The organism is Propioniciclava coleopterorum, assembly GCF_011393335.1.
Classification (GTDB): Bacteria; Actinomycetota; Actinomycetes; order Propionibacteriales; family Propionibacteriaceae; genus Propioniciclava; species Propioniciclava coleopterorum.
Genome location: NZ_CP049865.1, coordinates 3,555,902 through 3,568,651, shown reverse-complemented (window position 1 = coordinate 3,568,651; position 12,750 = coordinate 3,555,902). Strand labels below are relative to the sequence as shown.

The following is a 12,750-nucleotide window of genomic DNA, read 5'->3' as shown; positions in this document are numbered from 1 at the left end:
GTCAGCTCCCGGTGAAGTTGAACAGCACCTGCAGCGCCTCGTGCCCGCGCCGGTCCACCAGGTCGTAGGCGGCGGCTGCCTCGTCGAGGCCGAAGGTGTCGCTGACCAGGGCGGCGGCGTCCGGATCGCCGGCCAGGACGCGCTGCGCGGCGGCGAAGATGAGCCGGTCGCGCGTCCAGCGTGCCGCCAGTTGGGGCGGTACCGCGCCGATCTGGCTGGACTGCAGCCGCACCCGGTTGTGGTGGAACTCCTCGCCCAACCGCAGCCCTTCGGCGTCGCCCTGGTAGAAGCCGGACGCCACCACGACGCCCTCCGGGCCGGCCAGCCGGACGGCCTCGTGCAGCGCGCGCGCCGACCCGGACAGCTCCAGCACCACGTCGGCGCCGCGGCCCTGCGTCAGGTCGCGGACGTCGGCCGCCAGGCCCACCCCGGGGGCGAAGGTGTGCGCCGCGCCCCAGGCAGCGGCCCGGTCGCGTCGGGCGGCGATGGGATCGACCGCGACCACGGTCGCGCCCGACAGCACCGCGAACCGGGTGGCGAGCAGCCCGATCACGCCCAGGCCGACGACGCCGACCACCGAGCCGATGCCGAGCTGGGTGTTCAGCACCCCGTTGAGCGCCACGGACGCCACGCGGACGAACGTCGCCGCCCGCGGGTCGACTTCGTCGGGCACCACGTGCCCGGCCAACGCCTCCTGCGGCAGCACCGCGCGGGAGCGGTGGCCCCAGATGCCCCAGACGGTGTCGCCGACGGCGACCGCCGTGACGTCCGGCGCGGCCTCGACGACGACCCCCACCTCGCTGTAGCCCCAGCCCACCAGTGGGTAGGCCGGGCCCGCGGCGTCCGCGTCGAGGAACAGGTGCGCCTCGGCGTCCCAGCGCCTGGTCAGGTACGGGTTGGTGCCGCGGTACGCCGACAACTCGGTGCCGGCCGAGATGCCCGAGAACAGGGTGTCGACGCGGACCTGGCCGGCCGCCAGCGGGGGATCGGGCTCGTCGACGACGTCCACCTCGCCCGGCGCGACGAACCTCAGGACGCGGCCCACGGCGCACCCCCGTTCAGCCACACGGTGCCGAACGGTGGCACGGCCGCCACCTCGGCGTCGGTCAGCAGGTCGTGTCCCGCCGCGGGCAGCGGCAGCGGCTCGGCGGTGACGTTGTGCACCGCCAGCACGGCCTCGGGGCCGCTGCCGCGCAGCAGCGCGAACGCGCCGGGCCCCAGGTCGATCACCGCGGCGGACGCGCGCGGGTCGAACGCGGCCTGACCCGAGCGGACCCTCAGCAGCCGCTGGTATCCGCGCAGGACGCGGGCGCGTCGGCCGTCCGGGTGGGACAACTCGGCCAGCAGGGTGTCGCGGTCCAGCTTCTCGCGGTTGATGCTGCGGTTGGCGCCGGTCAGCGCCACGCCCGCGGGCCAGCCGCGGGAGCCGAGCAGGCTGTGGAGGTAGATGCCCGGCACGCCGGGCAGCGTCGCCATGATCGACTGAGCGGTCAGGAACCGCGCCACCTGCGTGGCGAGGGGCTCGTCGCCCGCCGGGTCGGACAGCGCGTCGAAGTAGTTGATGTTCAGCTCGTAGGGCACCCGCTCGCCGTCCTCCACCGCCCGGTAGCTGACGTGGCCACCGTGGGCGTGGACGCGGTCGGCGAGCGCCGTCAGGTCGGCCGCAGCCAGGATGCCCTCCGCGCCCCGGACGCCGACGCCGTCGTGGCTGGCCAGGAAGTTGAAGAAGCTCGTCTCCTGCGAGGGCGTCGTCAGCCCGGCCGCCCAGGCCGAGAGCGCGGACGCGTCGCCGGCGACGAAGCTGTGCAGCACCAGCGGCGGCAGCGCGAAGTTGTAGACCAGTTGCGCCTCGTCGTGGCCGTCGCCGAAGTAGGAGACGTTCTCGGCGTGGGGGACGTTGGTCTCGGTGATGAGCGTGACGTCGGGCGCGACCGCGTCCAGGGCGGCGCGCAGCACCCTGATCACCGCGTGCGTCTGCGGCAGGTGGACGCCGCTGGTGCCGAGTTCCTTCCACAGGTAGGTGACCGCGTCGAGCCGGATCACCGAGGCGCCACGGCGCACGTAGGTGAGCACCACGTCCAGCACGGCCAGCAGCACCGCCGGTTCGGCGTAGTTGAGGTCGACCTGATCGGCGCTGAACGTCGTCCAGACGTGCTCGCGGCCACGGGCGGTGTCGAACCCGGTCAACAGCGGCAGGGTCCGGGGCCGCACGATACTGCTGGTGTCGGCGTCCTCGTCGACCACCAGGAACCAGTCGCGGTGCTCGTCGTCGGCCAGGAAGCCGGCGAACCACGGCGAGGACGCTGAGACGTGGTTGATGACGGCGTCGAACATCAGTTCCACCTGGCGGCGCAGGTGCGCCACGTCGTGCCACGTGCCGACGGCTGGATCGACCGCCAGGTAGTCCACCACGGAGAAGCCGTCGTCGGAGGTCCAGGGGTAGAACGGCAGGAGGTGCACGGTCGGGATGGTGCCGTCGGTGAGCCGGGGCAGGATGTCGGCCAGGGTGGCCAGCGGTGCCTGCCCGGGCGCCGACAGGGAGTCGGCGTAGGTGATCAGGATCGCGTCGCGCTGGGTCCAGGTGCGGCGCCGGCCGTCGGGGCGCAGCGCCTCGGCGTGCCGGGCCAGCACCGCGTCCAGGGCGGCGCCCACCTCGTCGGCGCAGCTGGGGTACAGCAGCGCCAGATCCTCGGCCAGGGTGCTCATCGCCACCGGTCCGCGGTGAGCCAGTCCAGGGCGGCCATCGCGCTCCAGGACTGCTGGTGGCTGCCGAGCGGTTCCCCGGTGCGCGGCTCGTAGTACTCCCCGAACTCCTCGTCGGCCAACTGGGCCAGGCCCGCCTCCCGCAGCCCGGACGCGAGCGCCGTGTCGCCTTGTTGCAGCGCGCAGTGCGCGAACAACCAGTTCATGATGGGCCACACCGGCCCGCGCCAGTACTCGCGCGGCCGACAGGCAGGGTCGTCCAGGCTGATGCTGGGTGGCAGCGGGTAGCGGTTGTCGGGGTGGCCCATCCACTGCGGGCCGGTCAGGATCGCGCGCTGCCGGGCCACCACGGCGTCGTCACCACCGCAGATCAGGGCCGAGAAACCGGCGATCGAGGCGACGTCGGTGTGGTGGCCCGCGTGGTAGTCGTAGTCACGGCACAATCCCGTCGTCGGGTCGACCGAGGCCAGCACGGCCGTCCGGGCGTGCTCAGCGCGGGCCCGCTCGGTGGCGGCCAGGTCGGCGTCACCGGTCTCGTCGGCCATCCTGGCCAGCGCCTCTGCGGAGGCGGCCAGGCTGGCGGTCATGAACACATCCCCGCAGCGGAAGTCGATCACGGCGGGGATGCGGTCGTCCTCGAACTCCACCGCGATCATCTGGTCGATCAGATGGATGTAGCGCTGGTACTCCCGGTCGGAGGGCCGCTCGGACGCGTCGGCGTACTTCAGGTCCGTGCGCGGCAGCGCCTTGGGGGTGGCGACCTCGATCCGTTCGTAGAACGGGTCGAACCGGGGCGAGTTGTCCATGCCGGACTCCCAGCCGTGGTGGATCTCCACCAGCCCGATGCCCTCGCGGTCACGGGCGCGGCTCATCCAGGCGTGCCAGCGGGCCAGCCGCGGTACGGCGTCGGCCATGAAGGCGTCTGCGCGCTCCGCGGCCTCCCCGCCCTGGGCCCGGCCGATCGCGACCAGTTGCTCGATGCACAGGGCGTGCACCGGAGGCTGGCAGATGCCCGACGACTCCACCCCGTCGGGACGGGCGGCGGCGATCTCGGTGCCCCAGACCCCGAACCCGGGGAAGTAGTCGGGCTCGTCGGCGAACACGATGTGGGGGAGCATGCCGGTGGCCCACTGCGCCCCGAAGATGGTGTCCCACTCGACGATGGCGCGGGCCACCGACAGGTGCGCCAGCCCCACCGACACGAACGCCGCGTCCCACGACCACTGGTGGGGGTAGAGGTGAGGCGCGGCGGTCACCATGGTGCCCGTGTCGTTGGCGCGCAGCACGTCGGCGGCCGCGCGGGCGAGATCGGCGCTCACCGGACCGCCTGCGCCTGCCAGGCCAGCCTGGTCTCGTGGTCGAAGAGCCGGATCGCCTTCTCCGCCAGGCGCAGCGAGACCGTGTCGCCGGTCTTGACGCTGATGTCGGGGTCCGCCTGCACCTTCAGCTGATGTTCGCCGATCGCCACGCTCAACAGCGTGGACGCGCCCAGGGGCTCGACCACGAGCACCTGTGCGGGGACCGTCCCCGGGGTCCCGTGGGGCGCCACGTCGATGGCCTCGGCACGGATGCCGACGCGGACCTTGCCGCGCGGCAGGCCCGCCGGCGCCGCGACGGTGTGGCCGCCGATGTCGATGCCGGTCTCGGTGGCCTGGCCGTCGAGGAAGTTCATCGGCGGCGAGCCGATGAAGCCACCCACGAAGGTGTCGGAGGGGTGGTCGTAGATGTCCAGGGGCGGAGCGAGCTGGCTCACCTTGCCGCTGCGCATCACCGCGACCTGGTCGCCCAGGGACAACGCCTCGGACTGGTCGTGGGTGACGTAGACCGTCGTGGTGCCCAACTGCTCCACGATCCGCTTCAGCTCGGAGCGGAAGCTGAGCCGCAGGAGTGCGTCCAGGTTGGACAGCGGCTCGTCCATCAGGAGCACGTCGGCGTCCACGACGATGGCGCGCGCGACCGCGACGCGCTGCCGCTGACCGCCCGACAGCTGAGCGGGGAATCGGTCGAGGTAGGGGGTGAGCTGCAGCAGGTCGGCCGCCCACGCCACCTTCTTGTCGATCTCCGCCTGCGGCAGTTTCTTCGTCTTCAGCGGGAAGGCGATGTTGTGTCGGACGCGGCGGTGCGGGAACACGGCGTAGCTCTGGAACACCATGGACAGGTTGCGTTGATGCACCGGCATGTACGTGACGTCGCGGCCACCGATCGCGATCGAGCCCGAGGTGGGCAGTTCGAGACCGGCGATCTGACGCAGCAGCGTGGTCTTGCCGCAGCCCGACGGGCCCAGCAGCACCATGAACTGCCCGTCGGCGATCGTCATGGACACGTCGTCGTTGGCCCGCTCGGTGCTGCCCGGGTAGACCTTGACGAGGTTGTTGATCTGGATGTCAGCCATGGAGGTTCCCTCGTTCGGATGCGTGGGTCATCGGATCGTCGTCCCCCACATGTTGAGCAGGTACTTGCGCATCAGCGCGATGAAGATGAGCGCCGGGATCACCAGGACGAGACCGCCCGCGAACCGGAAGGCGAGTGGGCTGTCCGACAGCGAACTGAGGACCTGGGCGGGCAGCGTCCGTTGGCTGAATGTGAGGATCGTGGCGCCCAGCACCTCGTTCCAGCTCATGACGAAGGTGAAGATGGACGCCGCCGCCATCCCGGGGAGCGCCAGTGGCAACACGACCCGCACGAAGGCGCCCACGGGGGTACAGCCGAAGATCCGGGCGGCCTCTTCCGCGTCCACGGGCACCGCCAGGAACACGCTCGAGGTGATCAGGATCGTCGTCGGGAGAGCCAGCGCGGTGTGGAGCAGGATCACGGCCAACGGTGAGTCGTAGATGCCGACCTGCAGGAAGATGCCGGCCAGCGGCACCGACAGCACCACGATCGGCAGCGCCCGGGTGAACAGGAGGAACAGCTGGTAGGGGTCCTTGCCGCGGAAGGCGAACCTGGCGATGGCATACCCGGCCGGGGCGCCGATGAGCGAGCTGAAGGCCAGCGTGCCGACCCCCACGTAGAGGGAGTTGATCAGGCCACCCACGATGCCGGTCGACTGCAGGAACGTGGCCATCGTCTCGGTGCCGAAGTTCTTGGGCCACAGGGGCTGCGGGAACTGGTTGAGCCCTTCGCGCGTGCTGAAGGACGCGACGGCGATCAAGTAGATCGGGACGGCCATGAACAGGCTGATCAGTACGCAGCCCACCTGGATGAGCGCGCGGTTGCGGCGGTGGGCGCGCAGCGGCGCGTAGTCGACCGGCACGGCGGCACGGGGCGGGGTCGAAGTCGGAGCGGTCATCGCTTCACCTGCCTGCTCTCGTCGCGCAGGGCGCGAAGGTAGATCACCGCGGTGACCATGGATACGGCCATGATCACCAAGGCGTACGCCGAAGCGACGTTCGGATTGCTGAGGGCGGAGTACCACCGGTAGGTCTCTCCGACCAGCAGGGGGAAACTCTCCCCGGTCAGCGCCTGGGCGACCGCGAAGGTCTGGAAGGCGAGGATCGTGCGCAGGATGAGGGCCACCTGGAGGCTGGGACGAAGCAGCGGCATGGTGACCTGCCACAGTCGCTGCCAGTAGTTCGCCCCGAAGACCGCGGCCGCCTCGTCGTAGTCCTTGGGGATGCCCTGCATGCCCGACACGACGATCACCAGCACCAGGGAGGTCGCGCGCCAGAGCTCGGCCAGGGTCACGGCGAGGAACTGCGTCTGGGGATTCTGGTAGCTCAGCCAGGCGAACGGCTGCAGGCCGAGATCGACCAGGACCGAGTTGAGGTAACCCTGGTCGGAGAAGATGGACAGCCACACCAGGCCCGCCGCCAGATCGGAGACCGCCAGGGGGATCGCCCACAGGTAGAAGTAGACGGCGCTCCCGCGCGGTTTGGCCTGCAGCAACAACGCCATGATCATGGCGAAGAGGAACTGCAACGGGATGATGACCACGATCAGCAGCACAGTGTTGCGCACCGCCGGCCAGAACTGGGGGTCGTTGACCATCCGCGCCCAGTTCGCCATCGTGAATCCTCCGCCGTCACCCTCGACGAACGCCGCTCGGATGCCGACGAACATCGGGTAGGCGAACAGCAGCAGCATCAGGATGATCGACGGCAGGATCAGCCAGAAGGCCGGCGAGAGGCGCCGTGGTCGCCGGGACGGGGCGACCACGGCCGGGCCGGTGGCCTCGACCATCAGCCCACCTTGCAGACGTCGGCCGCCGGATCCGGCGCCCAGCACGGAACCTTCGCCCCGGCCAGGATCGTCTCCAGGTTCGTCGCGTACTTGGTGATCGTGGCCTTGGGATCAGCTCCCTGCAGGCAGGTCTCGCGGAAGACGTCCTTGAAGACCTGGCCGAACTCGCCGTCCTTGGCACCCAGGCCGACCGGCGGCAGGGCGAGCAGCGCCTTGGGCGACGTGGCCTGCTTCTCGATGGCCTCGGCGGCCAGCTTGATCGGGCCGGGAAGGTCGGTCGGGAGATCCGCCTTGACGACCGGGAAGAAGGCGTTCTGACGGAGGAGTTCGACCTGGGCCGCCGGGGCCGACAGCGCCTTGATGACCTTGGCGGCCTGTGCCTTGTCGCCGCCCTTCGGGACGGCCATGCCGGCGACGATGAGCATGTAGCCCAGGCCCTTGTCGCCGATGGGTGCCGGGACCATGATCCAGTCCTCGGGCTTGTCCTTGGGGGCCGCGACCAGTCGAGCCACGTGATCCCAGGCGACCAGAACCTCGCCGCGGGCGAGCGGCTCCTGCATGAACTCGTAGTTGGTCGAGGCCGGGTTGCAGTTCTTCCAGAACTCCTGCATCCAGGTCCAGCCCTTGACCGCGTCGTCCGAGGTCCACCGTGACACCACACCGCCGGTGAAGGAGGGGAGCAGGTAGCCCTGGAAGAAGCGGTGGTACAACCCCTTCGGGCCGGCGGGGAATCCGAAGACGGGCTTGCCGTTGGCCTTGTTGGCGTCGACTGCCCACTGCAGGAACTGGTCGTAGGTCAGGGCGTTGACGTCGGCGCCCGAGGGGAGCCATTCGAGCGCCTTCTTGTTCACGCAGACGACGTAGGAGGCCTGCATCCAGGGGATGTACTTCTGCTGTGCCGTCCCCATCTTGCCGAGTGTGAGCAGATCGTCGGTGATCCCCGCCGCCTTGGCGTCCGCCACGAGATCGTCGACGTTGTCGAGGTAGTCCCCGAGCGGGGCGAGGTCGCCGTGGATCGCGGCGGCGACACCGATGGAGACCTTCTTGGCGTCCACCTGGGACTTGAGTTGGGTGTTGAAGTCCGCGGCGGAGGGGAGGGCGTTGAAGCCCACCTTCACGTCCTTGACGTACTCGGTGAGGATCTTCTCGAACCGCTGCTTCTCCTCGACGGGGGCGAACTGCGTGGAGAAGAACGTGACGTCGCCGCCACCGGAGGTGCTTGCGCCGGCGCAGCCCGCCAGCGTGGAGGCCACTGCGAGCCCTGCGCCGAGGCCCAGCAGGCCGCGCCGCGAGAAGGACGCGTTGAGGACTTGGGACATCGTTGTCTCCTCTCGCCCCGCCTGGGGCGTTTTGTTTGATAGGCGATCAATACACTTCGGTGTTAGCGTAAGACATAAGTGCGCGCCTGGGAAGACCCGGCGACGATCGGAGGTGGAACGTGCCGACGCAGCCTTCGGCGACCAGCGCGGGTGAGATCCTGGGCGTCATCCGCGGATCGGGGGGCCTGACACGGGCCGAACTTCTCGAGCGAACCGGGATGGCGCGCTCCACGCTGTACCTGCGTCTGGACCAGTTGCAGGCCGCCGGGCTCATCCGCGAATCCGGGTTCCGCACCTCGACCGGCGGACGCCCTGCGGCCGTCCTGGCGTTCGACGCACGGGACCGCGTCGTCCTGACGCTGGACGTCGGCCACCACCGGGCCGCGGCGTCCGTGTGCGACGTCGACGGGGCGTCGCTGGCCTCCGAGGCGGTCATCCGTGGCTCGGACGAGACGCTGCCCGAACTCGTCGAGCACCTGTGCGGGGTGGGGGAGCGACTCCTGGCCGAGCGGCGCGCGGCACGCCTGATGGGAGTGGGGCTGGCACTGCCGGCGCCCGTCGACCGCCACACGGGACAGCGCCTGGCATCGGTGGCGCTGCCGGATCCGAGCTACCCCATCGAGTCCCTCGTGGCGACGAGGTTCGGCTGCGCAGTCTCCGTGGAGAACGACGCGCGCGCCCTCGCCCTGGGGGTCTCCACCGAAGTGCCCGATATGGACGACGACGGCGTCCTGTTGGGCGTGAAGTTCTCCACCGGGCTGGGGCTCGGACTCCTGACGGGCGGCCACATGATGCGCGGGTCGACGGGGGCGGCCGGTGACCTCGGCCACCTTCGCATCACCCCGGGCCGGGGGCCGGAGTGCACCTGTGGGCGGCGCGGTTGCCTCGCCGCGTACGCGTCCGGGCGCGCCCTCGTGCGGGATGTCGCCCGCCGCGACATCGCTTCGGTGAGCGATCTCTCCGCCGCCTATGATCGCGGCGAGCCCGACGTCGTCGAGCGGGTCCACGCCGCCGCTCGGCTGCTGGGTACCCACGTCGGGGGCTTCGTCCAGGTCTCCAACCCCCAGTACGTCGCCTTCGGGGGCGTCCTGGGCGGACGCCCGACGATCGCGCAGCAGGTCGAAGCCGCGATCCGGGAGCAACTCTCCGATCGCATCGGGAACGCAGCGGAGTACCGGGTGGCGAACGGCGACCACACCGCGGCGTCCGGGCTGGTCGCCCTCGTGGTGGCCGACGCCCTGGCGGCGCCGGTGATCGACGAACTGCTGGCGACGGGGTAGTGGCTACCCCGTGTTGCGCAGGCCGGCGGCGACGCCGTTGACGGTCACCAGCAGCGCGCGCTGGAGTTCGTCGGGGATCGCCTCGCCGGCGGCGTCCAGGGCGCGGACGCGGCGAAGCAGCTCGACCTGCAGGTAGGAGATCGGGTCGAGGTACTGGTCGCGGACAGCCAGGGTGCGCTGCAGCCGGGGCTGGGTGTCGAGCAGGTGGTCCTCGCCGGTGAGCCGGGCGAGCTCGGCCAGCGTCAGTTCGTACTCGGCACGGATCACGTCGAAGACGTGCCGCAGGTCTTCGGGCACGAGGGAATCCACGTAGTGGGAGGCCACATCGAGGTCGGTCTTGGCCAGCGTCATCGACACGTTGGACGCCACGGTGGCGAAGAAGTTCCACTGCTGCAGCATCTGCGCCAGGTCCGCCTCGTGCCCGGCCTCGCGGGCCGCCTTGAGCCCGGAACCGACGCCGAACCAGCCGGGGATGATCTGACGGGACTGGGTCCAGCCGAACACCCACGGGATGGCGCGCAGGCCCTCGATGCCGCTGCCCGAGTCGGGACGCTTGCTGGGTCGGGACCCGATGTGCAGCGCGCCGAGCTGGTCGACGGGGGTGGACGCCACGAAGTAGGCGGGCAGGTCGGGGTCTGAGACGAGGCGGGAGTAGGCGTCGTAGGCGGCGTCCGAGGCGACCTGCAGGACGGCGTCCCAGCGGGCCAGATCCTCGGCGGGCTGGCGCGGGTGCTGGTGCAGCGCGGTCGCCGAGAGCACCGCGGCCAGCGAGAGCGCCAGGTTGTCGCGGGCCAGCGCCGGCAGCGAGTACTTGTCGGAGATGACCTCGCCCTGCTCGGTGAACTTGATGGTGCCGTCCAGGACGCCGCCGGGCTGGGCCATGATCGCGTCGTAGGTGGGGCCACCGCCGCGCCCCACAGATCCGCCGCGACCGTGGAACAGCCGCAGCTTCACGCCGTGGCGCCGCGTCACGTCGCGCAGCTTGCGCTGGGCCTGGTGGATCTCCCACTGGCTGGTCAGGACGCCGGCCTGCTTGTTGGAGTCGGAGTAGCCGAGCATGACCTCCAGGCGGTTGCCGCGCAGCTCGACCAGCCGCCGGAACGAGGGGTCGGACAGCAGGCCGTCGACCAGCTCGGCGCAGTGCCGCAGCTCCTCGATGGTCTCCAGTAGCGCGACCATGCCGAGGTCGGCGTGCGCGCCGGTGCCGTCGGCGCCGCCGTGCAGGTCCACCAGGCCGGCCTCGCGGGCCAGGATCGCGGCGGCCAGGATGTCGTCGACGCCGTGCGTCATCGACACGATGTAGGTCTCGATCACCTCGCGGCCGTAGCGGGACTGGGCCTCGGCGATCGCGGTGAACACGTCGAAGGTCTGCCGCTCGTGGCCGGTCAGCGGCGAGCGGCGTCCGGCCAGCGGGCGCCGGGACGCCAACTCGGCGGACAGGGCCGCGCGGCGCTCCTCGCGGGTCAGGTCGGCGTAGGGCCGGTCCAGCACGCCGAGCCGGTCCAGCAGCGCGCCGACGGCCTCGTGGTGGGCGTCGGAATGCTCGCGGACGTCCAGGGTCGCCAGGTGCAGCCCGGACGCCGCCAGCGCCTGCATCGCAGTGCGGACGCGGCCGTGCGCGGCCAGCGCGCCGTGGTGCACCTCGAGGGAGTCGGCGACCAGCTGCAGTTCGTCCAGCAGCTCGGTGGCGTCGGCGTAGTCCAGGCCGGCCTCGTGCGGCGCCCCGACGCGGTTGCGCTGCCGGGTGTTGGCCAGCTTGGCCCGGACGCACGACAGCTTGAGGCGGTAGGGCTCCTCGGCGTTGATGGCCAGGAGGCGGGCGTCCAGGTTCGGCAGCCGCTCCAGATCGGCCGCCAGCGACTCGGCGAGTTCCTCCGATACCGGGGCCAGCCGCGCCGAGACCGACAGCGCGGTGATCAGGTCGGCGACCACCGCCAGCGCGTGCGTGATGGCGTGCTCGTGCTGCAGTTGCAGCACCTCGCGGGTGACCGCGGGGGTGACGAACGGGTTGCCGTCGCGGTCGCCGCCGATCCAGCTGCCCAGCCGGATCGGGGCCGCGGTGGCGGACACGTCGACGCCGTGCTCGGCGCACAGCGCGTTGAGGTCGGTCAGCACCGCCGGCAGCGCGTCGGTGACGATGGCGTCCAGGTAGAACAGCGCGTTGCGCGCCTCGTCGACCGGCGTGGGGGAGGCGAGCCGCAGTTCGTCGGTCTGCCACAGCAGGTCGATCGTCTCGGCCAGCCGGACGTCCTGCCGGCGGCGCGCCGCCGAGCCCTCGGCCGTGGGGGACGCGAGCTCGTCGGCGATGTCGCGCAGCTTCAGCAGCACCGAGCGGCGGGACGCCTCGGTGGGGTGCGCGGTGAACACGGGGCGCAGGTCGGTGGCGGCGAGGGTGTCGGCCAGCAGCGCGGGGCCACCCTCGGCGACGATGTCGCGGACGGCGGCCTCCAGCCAGCCCTCCTCGGCGTCGGACGCCTCGATCGCCCGTACCCGGTGCACCTGCTCGGCAGTGTTCGCGAGCTGGAAGTAGGACGCGAACGCCCGGACCAGCGCCGTGGCGTCGGCGAGGTCGAGTTGCTTCAGCGCGGCGCGTGCGTGCTCGGCGGCGTCCGGCTCGGCCTGGGTGCGCGCCTGCTTGATCTGGACGCGCACGTCCTCGACGAGGTCGAGCAGCCGCTGGCCTCCCTGGCGGACCAGGCTCTCGCCCAGCAGGGTGGAGACCCGGCGCACGTCGGCGCGCAACTCGGGGTCGATGGCGGTGGTTTCGTCGGGATCGGTCACCCGACAAGCCTGACACCCCCGCGCGCGGGGTCGTTGAGCGTTCCACGAGGTGAGGCCGGTTTGCGCTCGGCGCGTCCGGGGCGTAAGGCGGGGTCGCGCGTCCGGGCCGCCGGGGCGGGCCATGTCGTCGTGGTGCCCCGAGCGCGGCGTGCGCCGGACGTTTCCCCTTGTGAGCGGATCCCGCCGCGCGACTGGAGGCACCAGAACGACACGGCGCCGCCCGGCCCATTAGTCTGGCCGCACGCGAGGAAGGGTGTGACATGGACGACGAACTGGTCCTGCGGCTGAGCCAGGCCGAGGCGTTGGTGCTGCGGGAGTGGCTGGCCCGGTCGGCCGAGGCGGACGCGCCCGCGCCCTTCGTGGACGACGCCGAGCCGCGCCTGCTGGGCGACCTGCTCGCCACGCTGGACGACGCGCTGGGCGAGGTGCGGCACTCGAACCCCGAGGCTCTGCTGCGGACGGCCCGCGCCCGGGTCCGCGAGGGCTGA

The 12,750-nt window shown here is 71.3% G+C and carries 10 protein-coding genes; 2 read left to right on the top strand and 8 right to left on the bottom strand.

Annotated elements, in window-relative coordinates:
* Position 1: 1 nt before the first annotated feature.
* From G7070_RS16885 to G7070_RS16855, 7 genes are read right to left on the bottom strand one after another with little or no spacing between them, the layout of a single operon-like run.
* Positions 2 to 1,045 carry a zinc-binding dehydrogenase gene (locus G7070_RS16885; RefSeq protein ID WP_166234706.1) on the bottom strand — a complete coding sequence of 348 codons (1,044 nt, stop codon included), beginning with the start codon at positions 1,043 to 1,045 and terminating at the stop codon, positions 2 to 4.
* Complete coding sequence (locus G7070_RS16880) at positions 1,030 to 2,706, bottom strand: sugar phosphorylase (RefSeq protein WP_246228125.1); 1,677 nt, start codon at positions 2,704 to 2,706, stop codon at positions 1,030 to 1,032. The genes G7070_RS16885 and G7070_RS16880 overlap by 16 nt, the downstream gene beginning before the upstream one ends.
* Positions 2,703 to 4,022 (bottom strand): glucosylglycerate hydrolase, encoded by a 1,320-nt coding sequence (gene ggh / locus G7070_RS16875; protein ID WP_206079850.1) that lies wholly within the window; start codon positions 4,020 to 4,022, stop codon positions 2,703 to 2,705. Before ggh ends, G7070_RS16880 begins: the two co-directional genes overlap by 4 nt.
* Positions 4,019 to 5,095: an ABC transporter ATP-binding protein gene (locus G7070_RS16870; protein ID WP_166234704.1), complete on the bottom strand. Its 1,077-nt coding sequence runs from the start codon at positions 5,093 to 5,095 to the stop codon at positions 4,019 to 4,021. Before G7070_RS16870 ends, ggh begins: the two co-directional genes overlap by 4 nt.
* A gap of 27 nt (positions 5,096 to 5,122) precedes the next feature.
* A complete protein-coding gene (locus tag G7070_RS16865) occupies positions 5,123 to 5,992 on the bottom strand; it encodes a carbohydrate ABC transporter permease (protein ID WP_166234703.1) in 870 nt (289 codons plus the stop codon).
* A complete protein-coding gene (locus G7070_RS16860) occupies positions 5,989 to 6,882 on the bottom strand; it encodes a carbohydrate ABC transporter permease (RefSeq protein ID WP_166234702.1) in 894 nt (297 codons plus the stop codon). The genes G7070_RS16865 and G7070_RS16860 overlap by 4 nt, the downstream gene beginning before the upstream one ends.
* Entirely contained in the window at positions 6,882 to 8,201 is a 1,320-nt protein-coding gene (locus tag G7070_RS16855; protein ID WP_166234701.1) for an ABC transporter substrate-binding protein, read from the bottom strand. Before G7070_RS16855 ends, G7070_RS16860 begins: the two co-directional genes overlap by 1 nt.
* A 119-nt stretch (positions 8,202 to 8,320) precedes the next feature.
* On the opposite strand from G7070_RS16855, the gene G7070_RS16850 reads away from it, so the two are divergent.
* Positions 8,321 to 9,481 carry an ROK family transcriptional regulator gene (locus G7070_RS16850; protein ID WP_166234700.1) on the top strand — a complete coding sequence of 387 codons (1,161 nt, stop codon included), beginning with the start codon at positions 8,321 to 8,323 and terminating at the stop codon, positions 9,479 to 9,481.
* A gap of 3 nt (positions 9,482 to 9,484) precedes the next feature.
* Here G7070_RS16850 and ppc read toward each other — a convergent pair whose 3' ends face one another.
* Positions 9,485 to 12,262: a phosphoenolpyruvate carboxylase gene (gene ppc / locus G7070_RS16845; protein ID WP_206079849.1), complete on the bottom strand. Its 2,778-nt coding sequence runs from the start codon at positions 12,260 to 12,262 to the stop codon at positions 9,485 to 9,487.
* A 260-nt stretch (positions 12,263 to 12,522) separates the two neighbouring features.
* Between ppc and G7070_RS16840 the strand changes: the two genes are divergently transcribed.
* Entirely contained in the window at positions 12,523 to 12,750 is a 228-nt protein-coding gene (locus G7070_RS16840) for a hypothetical protein (protein ID WP_166234698.1), read from the top strand.